This is a genomic window from Pseudomonas cucumis (assembly GCF_030687935.1).
Lineage (GTDB): Bacteria > Pseudomonadota > Gammaproteobacteria > Pseudomonadales > Pseudomonadaceae > Aquipseudomonas > Aquipseudomonas cucumis.
Genome location: NZ_CP117454.1, coordinates 2,960,770 through 2,986,020, shown reverse-complemented (window position 1 = coordinate 2,986,020; position 25,251 = coordinate 2,960,770). Strand labels below are relative to the sequence as shown.

Annotated in this window: 23 protein-coding genes and 1 pseudogene; 16 read left to right on the top strand and 8 right to left on the bottom strand. The window is 58.4% G+C overall.

Annotated elements, in window-relative coordinates:
- Positions 1-2: 2 nt before the first annotated feature.
- Entirely contained in the window at positions 3-1,592 is a 1,590-nt protein-coding gene (locus PSH97_RS13625; RefSeq protein ID WP_123496728.1) for an ABC-F family ATPase, read from the top strand.
- Between the two features lie 289 nt (positions 1,593-1,881).
- Positions 1,882-3,068 (top strand): annotated as a pseudogene (locus PSH97_RS13620) (MFS transporter).
- Between the two features lie 59 nt (positions 3,069-3,127).
- Here PSH97_RS13620 and PSH97_RS13615 read toward each other — a convergent pair.
- On the bottom strand, positions 3,128-4,165 hold the full coding sequence (locus PSH97_RS13615) for an alpha/beta hydrolase family protein (protein WP_305449631.1): 1,038 nt from the start codon (positions 4,163-4,165) through the stop codon (positions 3,128-3,130).
- 169 nt (positions 4,166-4,334) lie between these two features.
- On the bottom strand, positions 4,335-4,946 hold the full coding sequence (locus PSH97_RS13610; RefSeq protein WP_305449630.1) for an FMN-dependent NADH-azoreductase: 612 nt from the start codon (positions 4,944-4,946) through the stop codon (positions 4,335-4,337).
- Positions 4,947-5,078: 132 nt separating this feature from the next.
- On the opposite strand from PSH97_RS13610, the gene PSH97_RS13605 reads away from it, so the two are divergent.
- Together PSH97_RS13605 and PSH97_RS13600 are read left to right on the top strand one after the other, a co-directional pair.
- The gene (locus PSH97_RS13605) at positions 5,079-5,987 is read left to right on the top strand and encodes a LysR substrate-binding domain-containing protein (RefSeq protein ID WP_305449629.1); all 909 of its coding nucleotides are present in this window, start codon (positions 5,079-5,081) and stop codon (positions 5,985-5,987) included.
- Complete coding sequence (locus PSH97_RS13600; RefSeq protein WP_095630514.1) at positions 5,984-6,343, top strand: MmcQ/YjbR family DNA-binding protein; 360 nt, start codon at positions 5,984-5,986, stop codon at positions 6,341-6,343. Before PSH97_RS13605 ends, PSH97_RS13600 begins: the two co-directional genes overlap by 4 nt.
- A 6-nt stretch (positions 6,344-6,349) precedes the next feature.
- Here PSH97_RS13600 and PSH97_RS13595 read toward each other — a convergent pair whose 3' ends face one another.
- Together PSH97_RS13595 and PSH97_RS13590 are read right to left on the bottom strand one after the other, a co-directional pair.
- The gene (locus PSH97_RS13595) at positions 6,350-6,781 is read right to left on the bottom strand and encodes a DUF1294 domain-containing protein (RefSeq protein WP_305449628.1); all 432 of its coding nucleotides are present in this window, start codon (positions 6,779-6,781) and stop codon (positions 6,350-6,352) included.
- Entirely contained in the window at positions 6,778-7,608 is an 831-nt protein-coding gene (locus PSH97_RS13590) for an undecaprenyl-diphosphate phosphatase (RefSeq protein WP_305426624.1), read from the bottom strand. Before PSH97_RS13590 ends, PSH97_RS13595 begins: the two co-directional genes overlap by 4 nt.
- A 292-nt stretch (positions 7,609-7,900) precedes the next feature.
- Here PSH97_RS13590 and PSH97_RS13585 point away from each other — a divergent pair, with 292 nt between their 5' ends.
- The 9 genes from PSH97_RS13585 to PSH97_RS13545 all read left to right on the top strand — a co-directional run bounded on the left by PSH97_RS13585 (position 7,901) and on the right by PSH97_RS13545 (position 16,523).
- The gene (locus tag PSH97_RS13585) at positions 7,901-9,535 is read left to right on the top strand and encodes a methyl-accepting chemotaxis protein (protein ID WP_305449627.1); all 1,635 of its coding nucleotides are present in this window, start codon (positions 7,901-7,903) and stop codon (positions 9,533-9,535) included.
- Between the two features lie 204 nt (positions 9,536-9,739).
- Entirely contained in the window at positions 9,740-10,303 is a 564-nt protein-coding gene (pnuC, locus tag PSH97_RS13580) for a nicotinamide riboside transporter PnuC (RefSeq protein WP_305449626.1), read from the top strand.
- On the top strand, positions 10,300-10,824 hold the full coding sequence (locus PSH97_RS13575) for an AAA family ATPase (protein WP_305449625.1): 525 nt from the start codon (positions 10,300-10,302) through the stop codon (positions 10,822-10,824). Before pnuC ends, PSH97_RS13575 begins: the two co-directional genes overlap by 4 nt.
- Positions 10,825-11,167: 343 nt before the next feature.
- The gene (locus PSH97_RS13570; RefSeq protein ID WP_305449624.1) at positions 11,168-11,608 is read left to right on the top strand and encodes a hypothetical protein; all 441 of its coding nucleotides are present in this window, start codon (positions 11,168-11,170) and stop codon (positions 11,606-11,608) included.
- A 1-nt stretch (position 11,609) separates the two neighbouring features.
- Complete coding sequence (locus PSH97_RS13565; protein WP_305449623.1) at positions 11,610-12,182, top strand: adhesin; 573 nt, start codon at positions 11,610-11,612, stop codon at positions 12,180-12,182.
- Positions 12,183-12,233: 51 nt separating this feature from the next.
- Positions 12,234-13,661, top strand: coding sequence for a heme utilization protein (locus PSH97_RS13560; protein ID WP_305449622.1), 1,428 nt, complete (start codon positions 12,234-12,236; stop codon positions 13,659-13,661).
- Positions 13,662-13,721: 60 nt separating this feature from the next.
- Complete coding sequence (locus tag PSH97_RS13555; protein WP_305449621.1) at positions 13,722-14,423, top strand: C39 family peptidase; 702 nt, start codon at positions 13,722-13,724, stop codon at positions 14,421-14,423.
- 32 nt (positions 14,424-14,455) lie between these two features.
- Positions 14,456-15,196 (top strand): hypothetical protein, encoded by a 741-nt coding sequence (locus PSH97_RS13550; protein ID WP_305449620.1) that lies wholly within the window; start codon positions 14,456-14,458, stop codon positions 15,194-15,196.
- Between the two features lie 46 nt (positions 15,197-15,242).
- The gene (locus tag PSH97_RS13545; RefSeq protein ID WP_305449619.1) at positions 15,243-16,523 is read left to right on the top strand and encodes a hypothetical protein; all 1,281 of its coding nucleotides are present in this window, start codon (positions 15,243-15,245) and stop codon (positions 16,521-16,523) included.
- An 84-nt stretch (positions 16,524-16,607) separates the two neighbouring features.
- Here PSH97_RS13545 and PSH97_RS13540 read toward each other — a convergent pair whose 3' ends face one another.
- Entirely contained in the window at positions 16,608-17,933 is a 1,326-nt protein-coding gene (locus PSH97_RS13540; protein ID WP_305449618.1) for a sigma-54 dependent transcriptional regulator, read from the bottom strand.
- A 342-nt stretch (positions 17,934-18,275) separates the two neighbouring features.
- Between PSH97_RS13540 and PSH97_RS13535 the strand changes: the two genes are divergently transcribed.
- From PSH97_RS13535 to nhaB, 3 genes are all read left to right on the top strand, one after another.
- Positions 18,276-18,542 (top strand): hypothetical protein, encoded by a 267-nt coding sequence (locus PSH97_RS13535; RefSeq protein ID WP_305449617.1) that lies wholly within the window; start codon positions 18,276-18,278, stop codon positions 18,540-18,542.
- A gap of 282 nt (positions 18,543-18,824) precedes the next feature.
- On the top strand, positions 18,825-20,114 hold the full coding sequence (locus PSH97_RS13530; RefSeq protein ID WP_305449616.1) for an NHL repeat-containing protein: 1,290 nt from the start codon (positions 18,825-18,827) through the stop codon (positions 20,112-20,114).
- 78 nt (positions 20,115-20,192) lie between these two features.
- Complete coding sequence (nhaB, locus tag PSH97_RS13525) at positions 20,193-21,695, top strand: sodium/proton antiporter NhaB (RefSeq protein ID WP_305449615.1); 1,503 nt, start codon at positions 20,193-20,195, stop codon at positions 21,693-21,695.
- Between the two features lie 102 nt (positions 21,696-21,797).
- On the opposite strand, the gene PSH97_RS13520 is transcribed toward nhaB, so the two are convergent.
- Genes PSH97_RS13520 through gnd form a run of 3 tightly spaced genes read right to left on the bottom strand, consistent with a single transcriptional unit; the run spans position 21,798 to position 25,116 of the window.
- Positions 21,798-22,619 carry an HAD family hydrolase gene (locus PSH97_RS13520; RefSeq protein WP_305449614.1) on the bottom strand — a complete coding sequence of 274 codons (822 nt, stop codon included), beginning with the start codon at positions 22,617-22,619 and terminating at the stop codon, positions 21,798-21,800.
- Positions 22,616-24,139, bottom strand: a complete 1,524-nt coding sequence (zwf, locus tag PSH97_RS13515) for a glucose-6-phosphate dehydrogenase (RefSeq protein WP_305449613.1) — start codon at positions 24,137-24,139, stop codon at positions 22,616-22,618. Before zwf ends, PSH97_RS13520 begins: the two co-directional genes overlap by 4 nt.
- Complete coding sequence (gene gnd, locus PSH97_RS13510) at positions 24,136-25,116, bottom strand: phosphogluconate dehydrogenase (NAD(+)-dependent, decarboxylating) (RefSeq protein WP_305449612.1); 981 nt, start codon at positions 25,114-25,116, stop codon at positions 24,136-24,138. The genes zwf and gnd overlap by 4 nt, the downstream gene beginning before the upstream one ends.
- Between the last annotated feature and the right edge of the window lie 135 nt (positions 25,117-25,251).

The following is a 25,251-nucleotide window of genomic DNA, read 5'->3' as shown; positions in this document are numbered from 1 at the left end:
AATTGATCTCCACAGCTAACATCACGATGCAGTTCGGCGCCAAGCCGCTATTCGAAAACGTTTCGGTCAAATTCGGCGCCGGTAACCGCTACGGCCTGATCGGCGCCAACGGTTGCGGCAAGTCGACCTTCATGAAAATCCTCGGTGGCGACCTCGAGCCGTCCGGCGGCCAGGTCATGCTCGAGCCGAACGTGCGTCTGGGTAAACTGCGCCAGGACCAGTTCGCCTACGAAGAATTCACCGTGATCGACACCGTGATCATGGGTCACGAAGAGCTGTGGAAGGTCAAGGCCGAGCGCGACCGCATCTACTCGCTGCCGGAAATGACCGAAGAAGACGGCATGGCCGTGGCCGAGCTGGAAACCGAATTCGCCGAAATGGACGGCTACACCGCCGAATCCCGTGCCGGCGAGCTGTTGCTGGGCCTGGGTATCGGCATCGAGCAGCACTTCGGCCCGATGAGCGAAGTGTCCCCGGGCTGGAAACTGCGCGTGTTGCTGGCGCAGGCACTGTTCTCCGATCCTGAAGTGCTGTTGCTCGACGAACCGACCAACCACCTGGACATCAACACCATCCGCTGGCTGGAAAACATTCTGACCCAGCGCTCCAGCCTGATGATCATCATCTCCCACGACCGTCACTTCCTGAACAGCGTATGCACCCACATGGCTGACCTGGACTACGGCGAGCTGCGCCTGTTCCCGGGCAACTACGACGAGTACATGACCGTGGCGACCCAGTCCCGCGAGCAATTGCTGTCGGACAACGCCAAGAAGAAAGCACAGATCTCGGAACTGCAATCGTTCGTCAGCCGCTTCTCGGCCAACGCCTCGAAAGCCAAACAAGCGACCTCCCGCGCCAAGGCGATCGACAAGATCCAACTGGCCGAAGTCAAGCCTTCGAGCCGTGTGAGCCCGTTCATCCGTTTCGAACAAACCAAGAAGCTGCACCGTCAGGCGGTCATCGTCGAGCGCATGGCCAAAGGCTTCGACGGCAAGCCGCTGTTCAAGGACTTCAGCTTCCAGGTTGAAGCCGGCGAGCGCGTAGCGATCATCGGCCCGAACGGTATCGGTAAAACCACCCTGCTGCGCACCCTGGTCAACGAATTGACTCCAGACGCCGGCACCGTGAAGTGGACCGATGCCGCGGAATTGGGCTACTACGCCCAGGACCACGCTCACGACTTCGAAGACGACTGCAACCTGTTCGACTGGATGGGCCAATGGACCCAGGGCGGCGAGCAGCTGGTTCGCGGCACCCTCGGCCGCATGCTGTTCTCCAACGACGAGATCCTCAAGTCGGTCAAGGTCATCTCCGGTGGTGAGCAAGGTCGCATGCTGTTCGGCAAGCTGATCCTGCAAAAGCCGAACGTGCTGGTGATGGACGAACCGACCAACCACTTGGACATGGAATCCATCGAGGCGCTGAACCTGGCGCTGGAGAACTACCCGGGCACGCTGATCTTCGTCAGCCACGACCGTGAGTTCGTATCGTCCCTGGCCACTCGCATCATCGAGTTGAGCGCCGATGGCGTGATCGACTTCAGCGGCACCTATGACGACTACCTGCGTAGTCAGGGTGTGTTGATGTAAGACGGCTTCTGGTTGAAGCTTCAAGTGGAAAGCCCTGTCCTGGTGACGGGGCTTTTTGCATTTCAGGGCCAAGGCATGCTTTTGATCGTTCCCACGCTCCGCGTGGGAATGCATCCCGTGACGCTCTGCGTCACATCCGAAGTGGAACGCGGAGCGTCCTTGGCGGCATTCCCACGCGGAGCGTGGGAACGATCAAAGCCTGCGATCTTTTGATCGTTAGCCTGCTTCCTTTTATTTCCCGCCCACGCCATGATGCAGTTCTCCTACCGCCGCCCGCGAACGAGCTCTCATGTCTGTGCAGCAACTGCCCCCGCAAAGCTCAATGGCGATCACCCTGCAGATCGTCTCCATCGTTTTCTATACCTTTATTGCCTTCCTCTGTATCGGCCTGCCGATTGCCGTGTTGCCGGGGTATGTCCATGAGCAGTTGGGGTTCAGCGCCATCGTCGCGGGGCTGACCATTGGTTCTCAGTACCTGGCCACCCTGCTCAGTCGGCCCATGGCCGGGCGTCTGTCGGACAGCATCGGCACCAAGCGGGCGATTGTTTACGGCTTGTCGGGGATTGCGTTGAGCGGCGTGCTGACTTTGCTGTCGACCCTGCTGCAAAGTGTGCCGTGGTTGAGCCTGATCATCCTGATCGCTGGCCGCTTGTTGCTGGGCATCGCTCAAGGGTTGATCGGGGTCGGCACGATCAGTTGGTGCATGGGCCAGGTCGGTGCCGAGCACACGGCGCGTTCGATTTCCTGGAACGGGATCGCTTCGTACGGTGCCATCGCTATCGGCGCGCCGCTGGGCGTGGTGATGGTCGCTGAACTGGGTTCGCCAGCCTCGGGATCGCGCTGTCGTTACTGGCCTTGATGGCGCTGCTGTTGATCCGCAACAAACCTTCGGTACCGGTGATTCGCGGCGAGCGCCTGCCGTTCTGGGCGGTGTTCGGGCGCATTGCCCCCTTCGGCGCAAGCCTGAGCCTGGCGTCCATCGGTTACGGCACACTCACCACTTTTATTACCTTGTATTACGTCAGCCTTGGCTGGACCGGCGCGGCTTATTGCCTGACGGTATTCGGGGTCTGTTTCATTCTGGCGCGGCTGTTGTTCATATCCAGCATCAACCGTTTCGGCGGCTTCACCTCCGCCATCGCTTGCATGACCATTGAAACCGTGGGGCTGGTCCTGCTGTGGCTGGCGCCCTCAACGGGTTATGCCTTGATCGGCGCTGGGCTGACCGGGTTCGGCCTGTCGCTGGTGTATCCGGCGTTGGGTGTGGAAGCGATCAAGCAAGTGCCTAATTCCAGTCGCGGAGCGGGTTTGAGTGCTTATGCGGTGTTTTTCGATTTGGCGCTGGCGATTGCCGGACCACTGATGGGCGCGGTGGCGTTGAACCTGGGCTATTCGTGGATTTTCTTTAGTGCGGCGTTGTTGTCGGTGACCGGACTCGGTTTGACGTTGCTGCTGAAACACCGCGCAATGGCCTGACACCTGCAATCCCTTGTGGGAGCGAGCCTGCTCGCGATGGCCACAGGGTTCCGGGGACATTATTGATCCGCGGTCTGCATGCCGGCGCGGGTGGGTTTGCCCAGAGCATGGGCGAAGAACCGTCCGGCTTCGGAAATCATGTTGCGGTGAATGTCCTTGCGGTCGACGCCATCGGCATCGGTGCACAGTGCCGGCATGGTGGCGATCTGTTCTTCGTTGCACGGCGCCATGAATACGAAGTGCCCTGCCCCGGCCAGCAACTTGAAGTCCGGTGCGGTCGGCAGTTTACGCGCAAGCGCTGCGGCGTTTTTGTCGAACGCCACCAGTTTGTCGCCATCGCCGCTGTACAGCAGCACCGGCACATGCACGTCGGCCAGGGTATGGCGGCCGAACTTCAAGCTCAGCGGCGCCATCAGCAGCAAGGCATGCACTCGCGGGTCCGCCACTGGCTGCAAGTCATCACGATCGACGATCAGTTCGCCTTGGGTGTTGCAGGCATCGTGATCATCCGGGCGCTCCTGGCAATAACGGCGCAGGCGATCCAGATCCGGGGTGGCGCCGGACAGGATCAGCGCAGTCTCACCGCCCGCCGAATAGCCAATCACCCCGACCTGCTGCGCATTGACGAAAGGCGCGAGCATCCGGTCGCTGAGTGTCGCGGTAATGGCTTCGGAAATCTGAATCGGCCGCCCGTAAAGGTTGCTCAAGGTGCCGAGGCGGCTGTGGTCTTTGGAGTTGTCGCCGGGATGGATCACCGCCACCACCACGAAGCCCTTGCGTGCCAATGAGGTGGCGAGGTCGTGCAGGGCCAGCGGGGTTCCGGTGTTGCCGTGAGACAGCATCAACATCGGAAAACGTCCGATGGCGACTTTGGTGTTTTCACCCGCTTCGACCGCGTAGCCCTCGAGCGTGCTGGAATGTTCCTTTTCACTGGACGGGTAAAACGCGATGGCTCGCATCGGCTGCAAGTCCAGCGGATCAAGGAAGGTCATCTCATGGAAACCGACGCTCCAGTGAGGATGTGGCGCAGACGCGGCGTGCACAAAACCCAGACTGCCGAGCAGGCAAATCAGTAGCGTTGCACAAAGACGCACCATGGAATGCCCCACCTTGTTACCTGACCGCAGATGTCAGCCCTCGACTGCATAACCTGGGCCAGAAACTGATAACCGCCAGAAACAAAAAACTCCGTACCTGGCCATCACGATGACCAGAATACAGAGTTTCAGGGGTATTGCCCGAGCTGTTTACGACTCTACGCAAGCCTTACGCGGCGGCGAACAATTGCTCGCTGATGTGCGCCTGAGCGTCGCTCATGGCTTTGGTGCGCACTTCATCACCGTAGGCCAGGCCATGGGCGCGGACGAACTCGATGTCGGTGATGCCGAGGAAGCCGAACAGCACTTTCAGATAGTCTTCGTGAGCAGTGCCGGTTGGTTGGCCAACGTGCAAACCGCCAGACGTCGAGACGATCACCACTTTCTTGCCGCCGCACAGGCCTTCAGGGCCGGCTTCGGTGTAGCGGAAAGTCTGACCGGCCACGGCGATGCGGTCGATCCAGGCCTTGAGTTGGGTCGGGATGGTGAAGTTGTACATCGGCGCGGCAATTACCACGGCATCGGCGGCGAGGAATTCGGCCAGGGCCTGGGCGCTCAGATCGGCTTCGTGCTGTTGCGCGGCGTTGCGCAGTTCAGCGGCGGTGCCGGCGGCGACCAGGGTGGTGGCGGAGAAATGGCTGATGGCATCGGCGGCCAGGTCGCGGTAAGTCACCACAACGCCAGGCTCGGCGGCTTGCCAGGTTTTGACGACTTCGCGACTCAGCTGACGGGAAGCCGAGTTGTCACCCAGAATGCTCGAATCGATATGCAGTAATTTCATGTGGGATCTCCAAGGTGAGGATCGCCACCCGGCGATCTGATGGAGACAATCCTACCGACGAAACCAATAGATGATTAGTCGGTAACAATGCGATAGTTCGTCTCGCTGATAGAACAGTCGAGTTTGAAACCAATGCAAGACCTTAATGATCTCTACTACTTCGCCAAAGTGGTCGAAGCCGGTGGTTTCGCAGCGGCCGGGCGTTTACTGGGGATTCCCAAGTCGCGGCTGTCGCGACGCATCGCCGAACTGGAAGAACGCCTGGGCGCGCGCCTGCTGCAACGCACCACCCGCCAACTCAACCTCACCGCTGTGGGCGAGCGTTACTTGCGGCATTGTCAGGCGATGCTGCTGGAGGCCGAGATGGCCGATGAAGCGGTGGCCAGCATGTCCAGCGAGCCCCGGGGACGCTTACGAGTGTCCTGCCCCGTGGGGTTGGCCCACCAAATGCTGCCTGGGGTGATCAGTCACTTCCTGGAAAAATTTCCTCAGGTTCAGCTGGAAGTCATGCTGCTCAACCGTCGGGTTGACCTGATCAACGAGGGCGTGGACGTCGCCTTGAGAGTGCGGGATCTGGGTGATGAAGATCCATTGCTGGTCACCCGCCGCCTGCGTCAGGCCCAAATGCTGATGGTTGCAAGCCCGGCTTTTTTGCTCGGTCGTGAAATCAATCATCCCGAAGACCTGAAAAACCTGCCCGTGCTCGGCGCTCTGGAAGCCGACCGCATGGTGCACATTCGCATGCTTGATCAACAGGGCAAAAGCTACGACCTGAGCCTTGAAGCGCGATTGGGCTGCGAAGATTTTATCGTGCGCAAAGCCTGCACCCTCAACGGCCAGGGCTTTACCATGCTGCCTATGATGTATTGCGAGCAAGAGCTGGAAAGCGGTTCGCTGGTGCAACTGTTGCCCAACTGGTCATTGCCCGGCGGTTGGCTCCAAGCCGTCTACCCTCATCGACGCGGGGTGATGCCGGCGGTGCGTGCCTGGATCGACCATTTGATCGAATCATTCAATGTTTGCGGGGACAGACTGTTATGAAAGCGGGACGAATGAGCGAAGAGGATGTCGCGCAATACTGCCTGGCATTGCCCGGCGCGCGGGAGGATTACAAGTGGGGTGGCGTGCGGGTGTTTTCGATTGCCGGGAACAAGATGTTCGCCTTGCAGAACCTGCGGGGACAGTCCCTGGCGTTCAAGGTCGACAAGGACTTGTTCCTGGGCCATTGCGACCGGCCGGGCATTCACCCGGCGCCGTATCTGGCCCGGGCTCAGTGGATCATCATGGAAACGCCCTACCCGCTGGGCACCGAAGAGCTGCAAGGCTTGCTGCAACGTTCCCACCAATTGGTGGTGAGCAAATTGCCCAAGCGCACGCAGGTCGGCTTGCTGCTTTAAAGTGCTTTAAAACAACGCAAACAGGTTAGCGCCCAGAAACAGCTGGTCGATCCAGAACACCTGGTGCATCAGCACGATGAGCCAGAACACCAACTGAAACGAGACTTTGCGGGTCTTGTGCCGAAACGCTTGCTGAGCCAGCAAGGCCCCCGGCCAACCGCCCGCCAACTCCACCGCGTGCAAGACGTTCTCCGGCGTACGCCAACTGTCGGCGCGGGCCTTGTGCTTGTCGCTCCAGTACAGGAAAAACGCCAGCACGCTGACGATGCCGTAGGCCGCCAGTGGAATCACCGACACCCCGCGCAGCCACAGCGACACCGAGCCAAACAACGGCACTGCGCACAGCACAGCGAATGCCAGCAATTTCAGCCGCAGGTTCTGAATGGCGCCCCCGGACTTGCGTCCGGGGTTGTTGTTGCGCGCACTGGAAGCGTTCATGGCTTGACCGCTGTCCAGTCGACCCAGCCGAATTGCCAAGTGGCCAGGATCACCAGGCCGAACACAATGCGATACCAGGCGAATGTTGCGTAGCTGTGGCTGGCAATGAACAGCAGCAAGCCGCGGACGGCGATCATCGCAAAGATAAACGCGGTGACGAAGCCAATGGCGAACACCGGGAAATCAGCCGGAACAAACAGGTCGCGGTATTTGTAGCCCGAGTACACCGCCGCGCCGACCATGGTTGGCATGGCGAGGAAGAACGAGAATTCGGTAGCCGTCTTGCGCGACAAGCCGAACAGCAAACCGCCAATGATCGTCGAGCCGGAACGCGAGGTCCCGGGGATCATCGCCAGACACTGGGCGAAGCCGACTTTCAGGGCGTCTTTCCAGGTGATGTCGTCGACGCTTTCAGCATGCACTTCATGCTGACGACGTTCGGCCCACAACATGACGACCCCGCCCACGACCAATGCGGTGGCCACGGTAATCGGGTTGAACAGATACTCGTGAATCAAGTCGGCGAAAATCACCCCCAATACCACAGCCGGCAGGAAGGCGATCAACAGGTTCGCGGTAAAGCGTCGGGCACTGGGCTGCGTCGGCAAGCCGATGACCACGTCGAAGATCTTGCGGCGAAACTGCCAGACCACCGCCAGGATCGCCCCGAGCTGAATGATGATGTTGAAGGCCATGGCCCGCTCGCCCCCAAAGTTGAGCAAGTCCGCCACGATGATCTGGTGCCCGGTACTGGAAATGGGCAAGAATTCCGTCAACCCTTCTACAACGCCTAAAATCAATGCCTGAAAGGCCGTCCAAAGATCCATCAATCCCCCAAGAAGCAATACCCCCAGGCATGCTCCGTTAATAATTTATAAGCGTTAACTGCGATCAACCTTAGCTGAATCCCCGCGCGCACAAGATTCACGCAAAACCGTAAAAATTGCGTGAAAAAAGACTTGGGCTCAGGTTTTTCCGTGCGGGGCCGAAATCCTATCAGACACGCCTCATTTACGCTGCCGCGTTATAGGACCTGAGTCGGATAGGCCCGATCGGCAAAGTGTGGTTGGATGCTGGCGATCGTTTATTACAAAAACAAGAAACCGGAGTAACAGCGTTATGAACAGCTTGCGCAGTGTGTCGATCAGCCAACGCTTGTGGCTCATCTTGATCGTGGCCGTGGTGATGCTATTGACGTTGGGCGTGTTGATGCTCAAGCAGATTCACGACGATCTCTATCAAGCCAAGGGCCAGAAGACCCAGCACGTGGTGCAGACCGCCAGTGGCATCCTCACCTACTATCACAGCCTGGAAACCGCCGGCACCCTCACCCGCGACGCCGCGCAAAAACAGGCGCTGAATGCTGTGCGCGGTTTGCGCTACGACCAGAACGACTATTTCTGGATCAACGATCTGACGCCGGTCATGATCATGCACCCGACCAATCCGAAACTTGATGGCCAGAATCTCTCGACGATCCGCGACCCCGACGGTTTCGCGCTGTTCAACGAGATGGTCGCCATCGCCAAGGCCAAGGGTGCCGGCATGGTCGATTACCGCTGGCCGAAACCGGGCGCCAGCGCGCCGGTGGAAAAAACCTCCTACGTGAAACTGTTCGAGCCCTGGGGTTGGGTGATCGGGTCTGGCGTGTACATCGACGACATGCAGGCCGAATTTTATGCGCAGGTCTGGAAGGCCTCTTTCGTGGGCCTGGTGATTGCCCTGATCATGGCGTTGCTGGTGATCATGATTGCCCGCAGCATCGTGCGCCCGCTCCAGGAAACCGTGAACGCCATGGCCAACATCGCCAGCGGTGAAAGCGACCTGACCCGCAGCCTCGACACCCACGGCCAGGACGAAGTGACGCAATTGGCCCGGCACTTCAACGCCTTTACCACCAAACTGCGCCTGGTGATCAGTCAGCTGCAAGCCTCCGCCAGCGCGCTGGGCCAGTCATCCAGCGAACTGGGCAACGATGCCGCGCAAGCTCAGCAACGCAGCCAGCAGCAATCGCAGCAGATGGAATTGGTGGCAACCGCGATCAACGAAGTGACCTACGGCGTGCAGGATGTGGCCAAAAACGCCGAGCACGCGGCCAGCGAAATGCGCGATGCCGAGTCTCAAGCGCAACAGGGCCAGGTCAATATCGACGGCAGCTTGCAGCAGATCGACAAGCTCTCTTCGACCATCGATCAGGCCGTGGAAGTGATTCGTACGCTGGCCGATGAAAGCACGCAAATCGGCAGCGTTCTGGAAGTGATCCGCTCCATCGCCGAGCAAACCAACCTGCTGGCCCTCAACGCCGCTATCGAAGCCGCCCGGGCCGGTGAGCAAGGTCGCGGGTTTGCGGTGGTTGCCGATGAAGTGCGCCTGCTGGCCCAGCGCACTCAGAAGTCCACGGCGGAAATCCAGTCGATGATCGAACGCCTGCAAAGCCATTCCGAAGCGGCGGTGAAGGTGATTGGCGATAGCAGCCGTGCCTCGCAACTGACCATCGAGCAGGCCGGCCTGGCGGGCGCCAGCCTGAATGCCATCGGCCAGGCTTTGCGCAACCTCAACGGGTTGAACGCTTCGATTGCCAGTGCGACCTTGCAACAAGCCCACGTGGTGGAAGACATCAACCAGAACGTCACCCAGGCAGCCGGGTTGTCCCACAGCACGGCACTGGCGGCCGAACAGTCGAGCGTGGCCAGCGTTCACCTCAAGGAATTGAGCGAACAGTTGAACGGGTTGCTCAAGCAGTTTCGGGTGTAATTCTTTCTATACCCAACGCGGTCCCCTCTGTAGGAGCGAGGCTTGTCCGCCAAGAATGCACCGCGGTTTTTCAGGTACTGCGCGTCATCGTTCTTCGCGGGCAAGCCTCGCTCCTACAGGGCAAGCCCTTCCCCACTACAAGCCCTTTCCTGACAATCCGGGTACAATTCGCCCCCCTCATTTCTACGACACCAAGGAACCTCCATGTCCGGGCTTGAACTGTTTGCTGCCGCCCTCGGCGTGATCGCCGTCTGGTTGACGGTCAGACAGAACCCTTGGTGCTGGCCGATCGGTCTGGTCATGGTGCTGCTGTATAGCTGGATCTTTTTCGAGGTGAAGCTGTATTCGGACATGCTGCTGCAAGTGGTCTACGCCGGTTTGCAGATCTACGGCTGGTGGCAGTGGACTCAGGGGAGCGCGACTCATGGTAAGCGGCATGTCACCCTGCTCGATGGCAAATCCATCGCACTCGGGCTGGCCGTCGGCGCAGTCGGCAGTTTGTTGCTGGGCGCCGCGATGGCCCACTGGACCGATGCTGCCCAGCCTTGGCTCGATGCGGCACTGACCGGCTTCAGTTTGGTGGCGCAGTTATGGATGGCGCAAAAACGTCTGCAATGCTGGCCGCTATGGATCGCGCTGGACATCATCTTTGTTGGCCTGTTCATCTATAAAGCGATGTACCTCACCGCCGGCCTCTACGGTTTATTCGCACTGCTGGCGGTGCATGGCTGGCGGACATGGCGCACCGATCCGGCGTTGCGCACATGAAAGTGCTGGTACTCACGGGGCCTGAATCCAGCGGCAAGAGCTGGCTGGCCGCCGAACTACAACAGCAATTCGGCGGCGCTCTGGTGGGCGAATACGTGCGCTGGTTCATTGAGCAGCAAGCGCGAGACACGTGCCTGGCTGATATTCCCGAAATCGCTCGCGGTCAGCTGCAATGGGAAGACGAGGCTCGCGCCCTTGGGCCGCCGTTGCTGATTCTCGATACTCACTTGCTGAGCAACATGCTCTGGAGCCAAACCCTGTTTGGCGATTGCCCGGCCTGGCTTGAGCAAGCGCTGCTGGCTCGGCACTATGACTTGCACTTGCTGCTGTCGCCCGAACAGGTTGACTGGACCGATGACGGTCAACGGTGTCAGCCCGAGCTGGATGAGCGCCGGGCTTTTTTCAACGCGACTCAGGCATGGCTGGAGCAGCATCGACAGCCTGTTCAAGTGCTCCAGGGCGATTGGGCCGAACGCCGGCTTCAGGCATTGCAAGCCGTCGCCTTACTGCTCGAACGCTGAGCCGGCACCGGCCAACACCCCAGCATTTTTTGCAAATACGTCCGCTTCTGAAACAACCCGCCCTCTCGAACAGCCCGTCCCAACGCTGGTCATCGTTTTGTCATGCGATATGTTAAAACGCTGATACATCCCCGCAAACGCTTGGATCCATTGCTATCGCGATCTCTTATCAATAATGCCGTCCCGGCGATTGTCTCAGACCTGAAACACTATTTTATCGATCCATCCGCCTTGATCGATAACCCTCTGAATCCAATCAATAATCAAAAACCGGCACAGCTTTCGCTCGCTCCTTCACAACGCTGATTCAGGACCAGCCCACAACAAAGAAGGAATTGCCGCCGTGGGGACATTTGATAACAGCATCTATAGCCTCCTGCTGATTGGATGTGCACTGGGCTCAAGTTTCAGCCTGCCTGTACAGGCTGACAACGGCATCATCATTATCAAGCGTGATGTCCAACCGCGCATGGCAACGCGTGCGCCGGTGATTCCCGACCCTAGCCCCACGACCGCCAATGCCAACCCGTCCAAACAAATTCTCAGGCAAACGAACGAGTTGAGCGACGGCGACTTTGCCAACGTCGCCAGTGGTGCAGGCATCTCCCGCCTGGTCAATCAAGGCACCAACAACAACCTGGGCGGCAATATCACCAACCAGACCCAGCTTTCCAACCTTCCCGCTGGCCGTTCGGGAAATTCGGGCAACGGTATTGCCAACATGGTCAATTCAAACATCCACCAAGGCCTGGGTGCTCTGAAAGTCGTAACGGGAGACCGTTAAGATGAATCGTACGCTGCTGATGATTGCCATGTTTTGCAGTGCATCGACCTTTGCCCAACCTCCCGTCATCAATAACGCCGAAATCGACGGTTCGGGCATGCAGCACCAGGGCAACCTCTCGGTCAACCAGGCGGCGGGCGATCAGCTGCAACAGGCCAACGCCCGGGCCATCGCCATTGGCAACAACGCCAGCGCCACCACACAGATTCGCCAACGGATGCGTACGCAGGTCGACCCCAGGATCGATGCTCGATCCAGCATTCAAGGCAACTCCTTCAGCCACGGCAACGGCGTACTGGGCGTCAACCAGAGCGCGGGCGCCAGCAACCAGCAAGCCAATGCCCTGCGGATAAGCGTCAGTAAACAACCGCAAAGTATCGACGACAGCGTCCTCATGCAGCAGAACGTGACGCTGATCAACAACTCCGATCCAACTGACTCTGCACCAGGCAACCGCCAGGTCGCTACCAGCGATCAGGCTTTCACCGGTAGCCGTGGGGTGATCCAGTTGAATCAGAGCTCCGGAGTGGGAAACCAAACGGCCAACACCCTGAGCGTACGGGTCATGGACTGACCCAAACAGGTAGAAACAACACTTAACCTAAAATAAGTACGGAGAATCACCATGAAACCTTCGATGGCACTCAAGCCTCTGGTTTTCGCAATTGCTGCGGTCATGGCTGTTGCTGTACAAGCTGGGCAGAACGATCGGCGTGACAATGACCACCACCATGGCCATCACAACGGTCATCACACCCCTCCTCCAACAAAGATCCCTGTCTATGCGACGGCCAATGCCTGGGATAACCAGAGCAGTACCGACAACCGCATCCGTAACGAAGGGACGATCAACGAAGCTGAAATGAACAGCTCTGCCACAGGCGCCAGCGGCAACGTCGGCGTCAACGTGGCTGCAGGTAGCGGCAACCAACAAGACAACGCGTCCGCCATCGCAAACGCTGCCTCAAACTCCAGTCAGGACAACAGCTTCGTGTTCGGCACTGCCACAGCCACCGCCGACGTCACGCAATACAGCGACAATAACAGGGTCAACAACTTCGGCAGCACAGCCTCGGCCGTTATGAACGGATCGGGTAATGGCGGCAGCGGTAATATGGGTATCAACATTGCTGGCGGCGACCTCAACCAGCAGAAAAACACCATGGCCATTGCCAACACCAATGCCCCGCTCGGTAACGCAACAGCCACCGCCTCTGCCGATCAACAAGGTCCTGGCCTGGTGGTGAATAACAACGCCGATCGGACGTATCGCCTGGATACGATGACAGTTACCAACTCGGCCAGCGGTAGTTTCTCTCGCGATAAGTCATCCGAGGCTAGTGGCAGTAAAAGCGCTTCTTCAAGCTGGGACGCGAGCGGTTCCAGGAGCTTTGATGCCAGCGGTTCCAAAAGCGTTGATATAAGTGGTTCTCGCAGCAGTAATGCGAGCGGCTCTAGCAGCAGTGATGCGAGCGGTTCAAGCAGCAGTAATGCGAGCGGTTCTTCGAGTGCGTCTTTGAGTGCTTCTTTGAGCGCTAATTTGGACGCTACTGCGGCGGCTGCCAGTTCCCGTACCTTCAATAATGGCAATGGCGATCGCACCCGCAGCAGGACTGCCGACGCATCGCTTAACGCATCGATTGATGCAACGCTTGACGCATCGAGAGACAGATCGTACGACAGATCGCGCGACTCTTCGTACGACAGATCGCGCGACTCCTCGTACGACAGATCGCGCGATTCCTCGTTCGAAAAATCGTACGATAAATCGTATGAGAAATCGTCCGCCTCCTCGTACGAAAAATCGGGCAGTAAATCGTCCGAGTCTGCGTACGACAAAGCGAAAAGCTACAGTGAAAGCAGCTCATATGATTTGAGCAACACCTACTCCTATCAAGTGCTGACTCCAACCGGCTGGGCAAACCCTGTGACCAACACTGCAACCCTGAACGGTTCGGTGAATGGTGGCAGTGGCAACCTGGGCGTCAACGTGGCTGCTGGTGTGGGTAACCAACAAAGCAACTCGCTGGCCATTTCCAACAACTCGTTCTAACTGCTGTCTCTGGAGGCCCCCTTACGGGGGCCTGTTTCAACACAACCAGAGGGTCTTTCCATGCGCATTATCGTCGTGGCATTTTTGCTTTGCGTGGCCAGTGCGATCCTTTGCGTGGGCGGTGTGGTCGCGGCTGCACAAATGCCGCTTTCCGTCCTGCCGGGTGGCGCGGTGGTGTACAAGCCGATCCAGAGCATGCGCGAGCGTAAATTTGCCGACCTGGTGCAACAGAAAACCGACTTCAGTTGCGGCGCAGCGGCGCTGGCGACCATCTTGCGCCAAGCCTATTGGCTGGACGTGGATGAAGAACAGATCATCGAAGGTATGCTCGCACATTCCGAGCAAGATCTTGTCCGCGTCCAGGGCTTCTCCATGCTCGACATGAAGCGTTACGTGGAAAGTATCGGCATGCGGGCCCGTGGCTACCGGGTATCGCCGGAATCCTTGAACGACATCAGAATCCCGGTGGTGGTACTCCTGGATATCCGTGGCTACAAACATTTTGTGGTCATGCAAAGAGTCCATGAGGGCTGGGTCTATATCGGAGATCCGGTACTCGGTCATAAACGCTACAAAGTCGACGACTTTGTAAAAGGCTGGAACGGCATCATCTTTGCCGTCATCGGCCAGGGCTACGACAAAACCAATGCGTTGCTCGACCCACCCCGGCCACTGACCGCCAAGAACCGCATCAACACCTTCACTCCGGTGCGAGACGCAGAGTTGATGGATTTCGGATTCATCCAAAGCGACTTCTTCTAATAACAAGGAGCACGACGCTCCGGGAGCATCCAATGAAGACTCCAATCTGGCTGGTCGTGGTTTGCCTGGCCGCCAGCCTGCCGACACAGGCACAGACGTTCAAACCCATTGAACTGAAGGATCATGAATTGGCGACCCTGCGTGGCCGCTATGTCATGCCGGGGCGGATCATCAGTTTCGGCATTGTCATGACCAGCACTTGGCAAAATGCCAACGGTGAAGTGATCGGGGCAACGTCCTCGATGCAAATTCAACAATCGACCATCAAGCCACAGTTCTATGTGTCGATAATTGACGAAAGAGGGAATGGCTTGGCGCGTTCGCAAGGCACCGGCATCGTCACTGGCGGCAATGGCCTCAACAGCACCGAAGGCGTCACTCAAGTCGTGCGTGCTGCCGGCGACCATAACGCTGCCTACAACAACGTTCATATCAACGTCACAAAGGCTAGCCAAGCGCCAGCAACGCAACAGCAGGGCGAGGCGTTGGCCGCAGGCTCGACGTTGGTCGGCGCCAATGGCGCGGGCTCGTTGAGCGTTTCCTCAACCGGTACGGGTGTGCAACTGAACATCGTGGCCAACAACAACCAGGGCAGCACCGTACAACGCCTGGCCCAGGGCGGGCTGATGCAGAACACGACTTTGCTCGGCGGTGGTAACCAGGTCAACAACCTCACCTCCTTCAATGTCGTGCTGCGTGACAACGTGTCGACAGCCGGGTCGCTGAACGGCAACCTGGACCAGCTAAGAGGTCTTCGCACTCTCGGATTCTGATCTACGCTCAGTGTCACCCGATGTAGTCAGAAGGGACGGCTAACCCATGCACCGATCGTTGACGTTCAGAGCTATCGTTTGTTTGAGTAGCCTGGCCCCGGCCACACTGCTGTACGCAGCACCGGACCCCCAGGTCGAAGCACTAAAACAAGAACTCATGGAGTTGAAACAGCGTTACGAAGCACAACAGAACGCGCTGATGGTACTCGAGCAACGCGTTCGCCAAGTCGAAGAAGCACCTGCGACACCAGCTCCCAAACGCCTGACCAAATCCCCCGCCGAAACGCCCAGGAGTGGCCAGACGGTGGCTGCCGGTGCGCCGGGAACCACAGGCAGTTCATACGGCCAATCGCTCAAGGATGATTCGGCGCCTGCGCAAAGCGTTTCCAACCTGTATGACGAAGCCAGCGGCTTCTTCGGTGGCGGCAAGTTCAGCGTCGAAACCGGCCTGACCTACACGCACTACGATACCCGTGCATTGGTACTCAATGGCTTCCTGGCACTGGACGCGATTTTCCTCGGCAACATCAACCTCGACCGTATCAAGGCGGATAACTGGACCCTGGACCTGACCGCCCGCTACAACGTGGCACAACGTTGGCAGTTCGACATTAACGTCCCCGTGGTTTATCGCGAATCAACGTATTCCTCCGGTGGCGCCGGTGGCGCAGGCCCGGTGACGTCGGACGCCACCGTGACCCGCGACCCGACCATCGGCGATGTGAACGTTGGCGTTGCTTACAAGTTTCTGGATGAGTCGGCCAATCTGCCCGACGCGGTCTTTACGCTACGCGTCAAGGCACCGACCGGTAAGGACCCTTACGGCATCAAGCTGGTCAATGACCCGAACAACGATAACCTCTCGGTACCCGAGGACTTGCCTACCGGCAATGGTGTCTGGTCGATCACCCCAGGTCTCTCGCTGGTCAAAAGCTTCGACCCGGCCGTGCTGTTCGGCAGCCTGTCCTACACCTACAACATGGAAGACTCTTTCAGCGACATCAGCCCTCAGGTCAACTCCAAGGTGCCCGGGGACGTGAAACTGGGCGATTCCTGGCAGATCGGCGCCGGTATTGCATTCGCCTTGAACGAGAAGATGAGTATGTCGTTCTCGTTCACCGATCAGTTCGCCAGCAAGAGCAAGATCAAGCCGGACGGTGGCGACTGGCAATCGATTTCCAACAGCGATTACAACTCGGCGAACTTCAACATCGGCATGACCCTGGCAGCAACCGATAACCTGACGATCGTTCCCAACCTGGCCATCGGCCTGACCGACGATTCGCCAGATTTCTCTTTCAGCCTGAAATTCCCGTACTACTTCTAAGAGTTGAGCGCAAATACCTGTGGGAATCTCATGGAAAAGGCCCGCTGCGATGAATGTCGCAGCGGGCCTTTTCGTTTACCCGCCCTAGCGGATCTGATGTTTGTGCAACAAACGGTAGAAGGTAGGCCTGGATACCCCCAGCACCTTGGCGGCATTGCTCAAATTATCGCTATGGCGGTTAAGCACATCGCACAAGGCCTGGCGCTCTGCCCGGCACTTGTAGTCTTCCAGCGTGCCCATCGGCGTAGCGGTAGCGTGTTGACTGATCAGCCCCAGGTCTCGCGCCTCGATCTGCCGTCCTTCGGCCAGAACCAGCCCGCGCCGCACCCGGTTGGCTAACTCGCGGACATTGCCTGGCCAGTCGTGCTTGCCCATGGCGATCAGCGCGTCTTCGCTGAAGCTGCGCGGACGACGACCGGTTTCATGGCTGTAGAAATGGGAAAAGTGGTTGGCCAGCATCGAGAGATCACCATGGCGTTCACGCAGCGGCACGGTGATGACTTGCAGAACGTTCAAGCGGTAGTAAAGGTCTTCGCGAAAGCGCTTCTTCTCGATCGCCGCTTCAAGGTCGACGTGCGTCGCCGCCAATACTCGCACGTCCACCGGAATAGGCTGGTGCCCCCCTACACGCTCAATGTGTTTTTCCTGCAGGAAGCGCAGTAGATTGGCTTGCAGTTCCAGGGGTAGATCACCGATTTCATCGAGAAACAGCGTTCCGCCGTTGGCCGCTTCGATCCGCCCTACCTTGCGCTGATGAGCCCCGGTAAAGGCGCCCTTCTCGTGGCCAAACAGTTCGGACTGAATCAAGTGTTCGGGAATCGCGCCGCAGTTGATCGCCACGAACGGTTTGCTTTGACGCTGGGATTGTCGATGGAGGGTGCGAGCGACCAATTCCTTGCCGGTCCCGCTTTCACCGCGGATCAGCACCGGCGATTCAGTGGGTGCCAGTTTGCTGAGCAACTTGCGCAGTTCGCGAATCGGTTTGCTGTCGCCGAGCAGTTCATGTTCAGGCTGATCGATATGGACCGTGCCTTGGCCGCGCAGGCGTGCCATGCCGAACGCACGGCCCAGGGTAACCTGAACCCGTGAGACATCGAACGGCAAAGTATGAAAGTCAAAAAACCATTCGCAGACAAAGTCCCCGACATTTTGTAATCGCAGGACTTCTTGATTAAGCACGGCAATCCACTCGGTACCGCTACGGGCGATCAATTCCTTGACAGCTTCCGGGCGCTCCAGATGAAAGGGCTGCAAACGCAACAGGCCGACATCGCAGGTTCGTTCGGTGGCGTTTTCCAGGGTACAGCTGTCAACATCCCAACCCACAGCGCGTAAACCCGGCAACAAACGGTGGCAGTCGTCGCAAGGATCCACTACTAACAGACGTCGTAAGGCAGGCGCTTCGATCATGACTGTTCCTTGACGCCAAATTTAGGAAATATTATTAAAAACAGTCATTTGGCGGGCTTCGTTGTAACACTAGCAAGATTTTGACGCAGGCTTGTATCGATTGCTTATAGGGCTGTTTGCTTATTAGTTATAAGAAGTCACTTGGTTAGTTGCCTAACGAGTTGAACCTTTCATTCAGCTTTCAAAAACGGCCTGAATATTGAATCAATCAAAGAAAGTTGAAATTTCTTTTGATTGTGTGTGACCCAACCCCCACTTGCGGGCATCAGTACAAGTAACCAGCCGAACGGTAAGCCCAACCGACGGCACATCACTTGTTTGGGCATACAGAGAGAAGACCCCATGAACGCCCCGCTCCGTATCAACGAAGCACTTTTGATTGCCGACCTCGCATTCCAACCCTTTCAATGCGTGGCCTGGGCACCACAAGACGGTAATGGCGAGCTCAGCCTGACCATCATCGATCGCACTAACACCCGCATCAGCCGCAAACAGATTCCATGCAGCGCCTATTCCGATCCGGAACAATTCGAACACTTGCTGGAAGAAGCCCGTGCTGAGTTGAGTCAGGAAGGTTACACCCTGCAATCGTGGTCCATGCCGCACTAAGCTTTTTCGCGGATTGCCTCCCGGCAATCCGCGTCCCCTCTTCTTCTTAGTTGACGATTTTCTACAGTCAGCTGCGCAATACCCTCCCCGGTTTCAACTTTTAACCGCCGGATTACTTGGCACGCTTTTCAGTGGTTCGAAAAGACACTGTTCTGGCACAAAACGCCCCTCCTGCGGCTCATGAAAACAGTTGTGCGCCGAGTCATTCAGGGATTGAATGTTTTGCTCATGTAGTCACCCTCCGGGCACCCGGATAAGGACGACTGGCAAGGAGATGCATGCATGTCACCCCAGACTGCTTTTGCCTTACCTGCAACCGTGAATGGCGCCGAACGACTCGATACGAGTTTCGCTGGCACCGGCAAGACTCAAGTGTATTTTTCCGGCAGTCTCTCCAGCATGGCCAATGACGTTGCGATTGACCCTCTTGGCCGGTTGCTGGTGGCGGCAAAGGTCGGTACGCCGGGTGGCCATCGTTTTGGCTTGGCCCGCCTGCTTACAGATGGTTCGGCGGACCTGGCATTCGGCATACAAGGCAGCATCAGCGGGCAGTTCGCACTCGGCTTCGAGGCCATGGCCGGCAAGGTGCGGGTGTTGGCCGACGGGAACATTCTGGTGGCCGGCCTGCACTACGAAAATGCTCACCGTACGCTGCCCGCCTTGGCGATGTTTGATCAGCAAGGCTGCCCGGTCCAGGGTTTTGGCGACAATGGACGCTGCGTGGTGCGCCTGCCGGGTAATCTTTCCCGGGGCGCTCGCGATGCCTGGTTACCGCCCGGCGTGCCGGGCGCCGAAGCCTGTGATGTCTGCGTGCAGGACGACGGTCGAATCCTGCTGCTGGCCAATCATCACTTCGAACTGGCCGATCACGTCGGCATGCTGATACGACTCAACGCCGACGGTTCGCTGGACAGCAGCTTCAACGGTCGCGGTTTCGTCATGGTCCGGCACCTGTTGATGAACACCTGCCTCAGCAGCCTGATGGTGCAGCGCGATGGTCGGATCCTGGTGAGCGGATCAATCAATGTTCCCGAGGAAGGCCTGCTGGCGCGTTATCACCCGGATGGCCAACTGGACGACAGCTTCGCCGTGGATGGTTTCATGACCTTCAAGGCACGGGAGCACAGCGCTCAGGTCTGCAAGATCGTCCAGCATAAAAACGGCGACTTGCATTGCTTTGGCAGCAGTCGCGACCCGATGCACTGCCTGTCTCTGAAACTGCACAGTAATGGCCGACCGGATATTCATTGCAACGGTGGCCAGCCAAAGCTATTGGGCGTCGGCCGTAGCAACTGCTACTGGACCGCCGCCGAAACTCAGCCGGACGGGCGTGTACTGACAGTCGGAGCGACGGTGGGCGGGGTCGAAGCCGATCTCATTTTTGCCCGATATTTACCCAGCGGGCAGCCGGATCGCAGTTTTGCCAAGGGCATCGGCTGGTTCCGCACACGCCTGAGTCACGGTCCGCATACCGCGACTTCATTGGCCATTCAGGCCGACGGCTGCATTGTCATCGGCGGCTATTCATTGGACGGAAACTGCCGCGCGGTCGTCGCGCGTTATCAGTGTTAGGCCAACGTCATTTTCTTGCACTTGATCTTCTGTTGTTCTTACGGCAAGTTGCGCGCTTCTTAATACAAGGAGTAGCCGATGTCCGGTTCAATGGCCCAGGCCTTAGCGCACAATTTTCTCGGTCACTCACCTCATTGGTACAAGGCGAGCATTGTCGGCTTTCTGATTCTCAACGCCGTCGTGTTGTGGACGGTCGGTCCGGTGGCGGCCGGCTGGCTATTGGTGGTTGAGTTCATCTTCACCCTGGCTATGGCGCTCAAGTGTTATCCGCTGATGCCCGGCGGCTTGTTGCTGATCGAAGCATTGCTGCTGAAGTTGACCACGCCCCAGGCGCTCTATGATGAGCTGGTACACAACTTCCCGGTGATCCTGCTGCTGATGTTCATGGTGGCGGGCATCTATTTCATGAAAGACCTGCTGCTGTTTCTCTTCTCGCGCCTGTTGTTGGGAGTTCGCTCCAAGGCGCTGCTGGCATTGATGTTTTGTTTCCTGTCCGCGTTTCTGTCGGCGTTTCTTGATGCGTTGACCGTGACGGCAGTCATCATCAGTGCTGGCGTGGGGTTTTATTCGGTGTATCACCGCGTCGCCTCAGGCCACGATCCGCGCAAGGACGCCGAGTTCAGCGACGACCGACATTTACACAGCCTTCATCATGCCGAGCTCGAACAGTTTCGTGCTTTCCTGCGCAGCCTGCTCATGCATGGCGCTGTCGGTACCGCGTTAGGCGGTGTGTGCACGCTGGTTGGCGAGCCGCAGAACCTGCTGATCGGCCATGAAATGGGTTGGCATTTCGCCGAATTCTTTCTGAAGGTCGCTCCGGTATCGTTGCCGGTACTGGCAGCCGGTCTGGTGACCTGCGTGCTACTGGAAAAACTGCGCTGGTTCGGCTATGGCACGCTGCTGCCGGACAACGTGCGTACGGTGCTGGCCAATTACGCCGCCGAAGACAACGCCGAACGCACTTCCCCTCAGCGCGCTGCGTTGCTGGTTCAAGGGGTGGCGGCGCTGATTCTGATTGCCGGGCTGGCGTTTCACGTTGCCGAAGTCGGCCTGATCGGTTTGATGGTGATCGTGCTGATCACCGCGTTCACGGGCATTACCGATGAGCATCGCATTGGCAACGCCTTCAAGGATGCCATGCCGTTCACGGCGTTGCTGGTGGTGTTTTTCGCGGTGGTGGCGGTGATTCACGATCAGAAATTATTCGCCCCGGTGCTTCATTGGGTGCTGGCGCTGCCGGCAGATCAACAGCCGGGCATGTTGTTTATTGCCAATGGCTTGCTGTCGGCCATTAGCGACAATGTGTTCGTGGCGACCATTTACATCACCGAAGTGAAGCAGGCGTTCCTCGCCGGCAACATGAGCCGCGAACAGTTTGAAACCCTGGCGATTGCGATCAATACCGGCACCAACCTGCCGAGCGTGGCAACGCCCAATGGTCAGGCGGCGTTTCTGTTCCTGTTGACCTCGGCGATTGCGCCGCTGATTCGCCTGTCGTACGGGCGGATGGTGTGGATGGCACTGCCTTACACCGTGGTGATGGGGGTGTTGGGTTGGTATGCGGTGAGTTACTGGTTGTAACACTGAGCAACTGTGGGAGCGGGCTTGCTCGCGAAGGCGATGTGTCATTCAACAACGATGTTGAATGTGACGGCCTCTTCGCGGGCAAGCCCGCTTGTGTCGTTATCGAGGAAGAATGTACTTCTCAATCGCCTGGGCCGCACCGTCTTCGGTATTGGCCTCGGTTACCACGTCGGCCTGGCGCTTCACCGCCTCCTCCGCCTGCCCCATGGCGATCGATAACCCGGCCCGATAAAACATCGCCGGGTCATTGCCGCCGTCCCCCAGTGCGGCGGTCTGCTCCAGCGGTACACCGAGAAACTCGGCCAGTGTCGCCAATGCCTCGCCCTTGTTAGCCAGCATCGCCGTCACGTCCAGATAGATCGGCTGTGAACGGGAAACCTGCGCCTGCCCTTCGACCTTGGGCAGTAATTGCGCTTCCAGTTCGATCAACAGTTCGGCGTTATTGCTGGCTGCGACGATTTTGTCGATACGTGCCAGGTAAGGCTCAAAATTCTCGACCACCACCGGCGGATAACCCAGGCCGTGCTGCTCTCGCGGGACCATCGGGCCGTACGGATCCTTCAACAGCCAGTCACCACCACTGAACACCCACACTTCGATGTCCGGCTGATCGGCAAACAGCGTCAACGCCGTCAGCGCTGACGTGGCCGGCAAATAATGAGCAACCAGCACACTGCCGTCCGGGTTGACGATTGTGCCGCCATTGAAGGCCGCCGTCGGCAGATCGACACCCAGGGCTTCGATCTGCTGCAGCATGGCTTTGGGCGGACGTCCGGTGGCCAGGCTGAACAGCACACCGGCCTCGCGCAAGGCGCGGACTGCTTCGATCGTGCGTTGACTGAGGCTGTGATCAGGGAGCAGTAAAGTGCCGTCCATGTCACTGAGCAGAAAACGGATGGGCTGTTGCGTTACGTCACTCATCCGACGCTGTGCCAAACGCGGCCGTCGCGGGTCAGCAGCTCATCAGCGGTCTGGGGTCCGTCTTCGCCGGCCGCGTAGTTCTCCACCGTCGCGTCCTGTTGCCAGGCGTCGAGGAATGGCTGCACGGCACGCCAGCCATTCTCGATGTTGTCGGCACGCTGGAACAGCGTCTGATCGCCGGTCAGGCAGTCGTAGATCAGGGTTTCATAGCCAGTGGACGGTTGCATTACAAAGAAATCCTTGTAGGCAAAACCCAGCTCGATGTTGGTCATGTTCAACGTCGGTCCCGGCCGCTTGGCCAGCAGGTCGAACCACATGCCTTCGTTGGGTTGAATCTGGATCCGCAGGTAGGTCGGCTGCAACTCATCGACCTCGGTATCGCGGAACTGCGCATACGGCGCCGGTTTGAAGCAAATGACAATCTCAGTGTCGCGCACGCTCATACGCTTGCCGGTACGCAGGTAGAACGGCACGCCGACCCAGCGCCAGTTGTCGATCATGACTTTGAGCGCGACATAAGTTTCGGTCGTGCTGTCGGGCGCCACGTTGGCTTCCTGGCGGTAACCGGGCAGCGGCTTGCCATCAATCTCGCCGGCGGTGTATTGGCCGCGCACCGAGTTGGCTCGCGCTTCCTCGGTGGACCAGGGGCGGATTGCGCCGACGACTTTGGCTTTTTCGCCGCGTACCGCATCGGCGCCAAAAGCGGCCGGTGGTTCCATGGCCACCATCGCCAATAATTGGAACAGGTGATTGGGCACCATGTCCCGCAGGGCGCCGGTGACCTCATAAAAACTGCCACGGGTTTCCACGCCGACGGTTTCGGCGGCGGTGATTTGCACGTGGTCGATGTAATGGTTGTTCCAGAAGGCTTCGAACAGGCTGTTGGAGAACCGGCTGACCAGAATGTTCTGCACGGTTTCCTTGCCCAGATAGTGATCGATCCGGTAGATCTGCTTTTCCGTCATCACTTTGAGCAAACACGCGTTCAGGGCTTCGGCGGTGTGCAAGTCGGAGCCGAAAGGCTTTTCGATCACCACCCTTCTGAACGCTTCGGGGGTTTCCTGCAGCAATCCGGCCGCGCCGAGACGCCGCACCACTTCACTGAAAAAGCGTGGCGCGGTGGCCAGGTAGAAAATTGCATTGCCGGTGCCGCTGGCGGCGATTTTCGCCGCCAGCGCTTCATAGGTGCGTTCGTCGAGGAAGTCGCCCTGGACGTAGCTGATGTGTTTGGCAAGATTGGCCCACAACACCGGATCAAGGGCTTGATCGCCCTTGCCCACCTTGGCTGCCACTTCCGCCCGAATGAAATCTTCGAGTTTTTTGGCGAAGGCTTCGTCACTGATAGCGTTGTGATCAACGCCGATGATCCGCAGTCCATTCCCCAGCAAACCGTCGCGACTCAGGTTGTACAGCGCCGGCATCAGCAAGCGCTTGACCAGATCACCATGGGCACCGAACAGAAACAGCGTGGTAGGCGGTGCGGGTTCTGCCTTGGATTTCCTGCGGATCACATGAGTCATTTTTTCGAAGTCTCCACATGGCCGCCGAAGCCGAAGCGCTGGGCCGAGAGAATCTTGTCGCCAAATGTGCCTTGCCCGCGCGAACGGTAGCGCGAGAACAGCGAGTTCGACAGCACCGGTACCGGCACCGATTGCTCCATGGCGGCTTCGATAGTCCAGCGACCTTCACCGCTGTCAGCCACCGAGCCTGAGTAACCGTCAAGTTTCGGGTCGCTGGCCAGGGCGTCGGCGGTCAGGTCGAGCAGCCAGGACGACACCACGCTGCCACGACGCCAGACTTCGGCGATGTCGGCAACGTTCAGGTCGAAGCGCTGATCTTCCGGCAGATTGGTGCTGGCCTTGGTTTTGAGGATGTCGAAGCCTTCGGCGAAGGCCTGCATCATTCCGTATTCGATGCCGTTGTGGATCATCTTCACGAAGTGGCCAGAACCGGCCGGGCCTGCGTGGATGTAACCGCGCTCGGCGCGATCGTCATCGGACTTGCGGTCCTTGGTGCGCGGGATGTCGCCCAGGCCCGGGGCCAGGGATTCGAACAGCGGGTCGAGACGCTTAACGGTGTCGGCATCGCCGCCGATCATCATGCAATAACCCCGCTCCAGGCCCCAGACGCCGCCGGAGGTGCCGACGTCGATGTAGTGCAGGCCTTTTTCCGACAGGGTTTTGGCCCGGCGGATGTCGTCCTTATAGAAGGTATTACCGCCGTCGATGATGGTATCGCCAGCTTCAAGCAAGGTGCTCAGGGTGTCGATGGTGTCCTCGGTCGGTGCGCCGGCGGGCAGCATGACCCACACCGCGCGTGGTTTGGCCAGGCCAGCGACCAGCGCTGGCAAGTCGGCGACACCAGTGGCGCCTTCTGCAGCCAGGGTGTCGACAAAGGTGGTATTGCGGTCGTAAACAACGGTGGTGTGCCCGTTGAGCATCAGGCGCCGCGCAATATTACCGCCCATGCGGCCCAGTCCAATAATCCCGAGTTGCATGTACTGATGCTCCCTACTACAAATAAAGTGTGTCAAAGGTTATAGCCCAACGCGACTAATGAGGGTTAGTCCAGAGCGTTGGCACATAGTTTCCGGGCATTGTGCCCGATCCAGACTGATAACGTCGGGAATCGA

Excerpts from the sequence above, each read along its gene's own strand:
- pnuC (WP_305449626.1), top strand. The coding sequence starts at position 9,740 with ATGTCCGGGCTTGAACTGTTTGCTGCCGCCCTCGGCGTGATCGCCGTC.
- PSH97_RS13595 (WP_305449628.1), bottom strand. The coding sequence starts at position 6,781 with ATGAACGCTTCCAGTGCGCGCAACAACAACCCCGGACGCAAGTCCGGG.
- PSH97_RS13550 (WP_305449620.1), top strand. The coding sequence starts at position 14,456 with ATGAAGACTCCAATCTGGCTGGTCGTGGTTTGCCTGGCCGCCAGCCTG.
- PSH97_RS13600 (WP_095630514.1), top strand. The coding sequence starts at position 5,984 with ATGAAAGCGGGACGAATGAGCGAAGAGGATGTCGCGCAATACTGCCTG.
- nhaB (WP_305449615.1), top strand. The coding sequence starts at position 20,193 with ATGTCCGGTTCAATGGCCCAGGCCTTAGCGCACAATTTTCTCGGTCAC.
- gnd (WP_305449612.1), bottom strand. The coding sequence starts at position 25,116 with ATGCAACTCGGGATTATTGGACTGGGCCGCATGGGCGGTAATATTGCG.
- PSH97_RS13545 (WP_305449619.1), top strand. The coding sequence starts at position 15,243 with ATGCACCGATCGTTGACGTTCAGAGCTATCGTTTGTTTGAGTAGCCTG.
- PSH97_RS13610 (WP_305449630.1), bottom strand. The coding sequence starts at position 4,946 with ATGAAATTACTGCATATCGATTCGAGCATTCTGGGTGACAACTCGGCT.
- PSH97_RS13565 (WP_305449623.1), top strand. The coding sequence starts at position 11,610 with ATGAATCGTACGCTGCTGATGATTGCCATGTTTTGCAGTGCATCGACC.
- PSH97_RS13590 (WP_305426624.1), bottom strand. The coding sequence starts at position 7,608 with ATGGATCTTTGGACGGCCTTTCAGGCATTGATTTTAGGCGTTGTAGAA.
- PSH97_RS13535 (WP_305449617.1), top strand. The coding sequence starts at position 18,276 with ATGAACGCCCCGCTCCGTATCAACGAAGCACTTTTGATTGCCGACCTC.
- PSH97_RS13560 (WP_305449622.1), top strand. The coding sequence starts at position 12,234 with ATGAAACCTTCGATGGCACTCAAGCCTCTGGTTTTCGCAATTGCTGCG.
- zwf (WP_305449613.1), bottom strand. The coding sequence starts at position 24,139 with ATGACTCATGTGATCCGCAGGAAATCCAAGGCAGAACCCGCACCGCCT.
- PSH97_RS13605 (WP_305449629.1), top strand. The coding sequence starts at position 5,079 with ATGCAAGACCTTAATGATCTCTACTACTTCGCCAAAGTGGTCGAAGCC.
- PSH97_RS13520 (WP_305449614.1), bottom strand. The coding sequence starts at position 22,619 with ATGAGTGACGTAACGCAACAGCCCATCCGTTTTCTGCTCAGTGACATG.
- PSH97_RS13575 (WP_305449625.1), top strand. The coding sequence starts at position 10,300 with ATGAAAGTGCTGGTACTCACGGGGCCTGAATCCAGCGGCAAGAGCTGG.
- PSH97_RS13530 (WP_305449616.1), top strand. The coding sequence starts at position 18,825 with ATGTCACCCCAGACTGCTTTTGCCTTACCTGCAACCGTGAATGGCGCC.
- PSH97_RS13615 (WP_305449631.1), bottom strand. The coding sequence starts at position 4,165 with ATGGTGCGTCTTTGTGCAACGCTACTGATTTGCCTGCTCGGCAGTCTG.
- PSH97_RS13555 (WP_305449621.1), top strand. The coding sequence starts at position 13,722 with ATGCGCATTATCGTCGTGGCATTTTTGCTTTGCGTGGCCAGTGCGATC.
- PSH97_RS13540 (WP_305449618.1), bottom strand. The coding sequence starts at position 17,933 with ATGATCGAAGCGCCTGCCTTACGACGTCTGTTAGTAGTGGATCCTTGC.
- PSH97_RS13585 (WP_305449627.1), top strand. The coding sequence starts at position 7,901 with ATGAACAGCTTGCGCAGTGTGTCGATCAGCCAACGCTTGTGGCTCATC.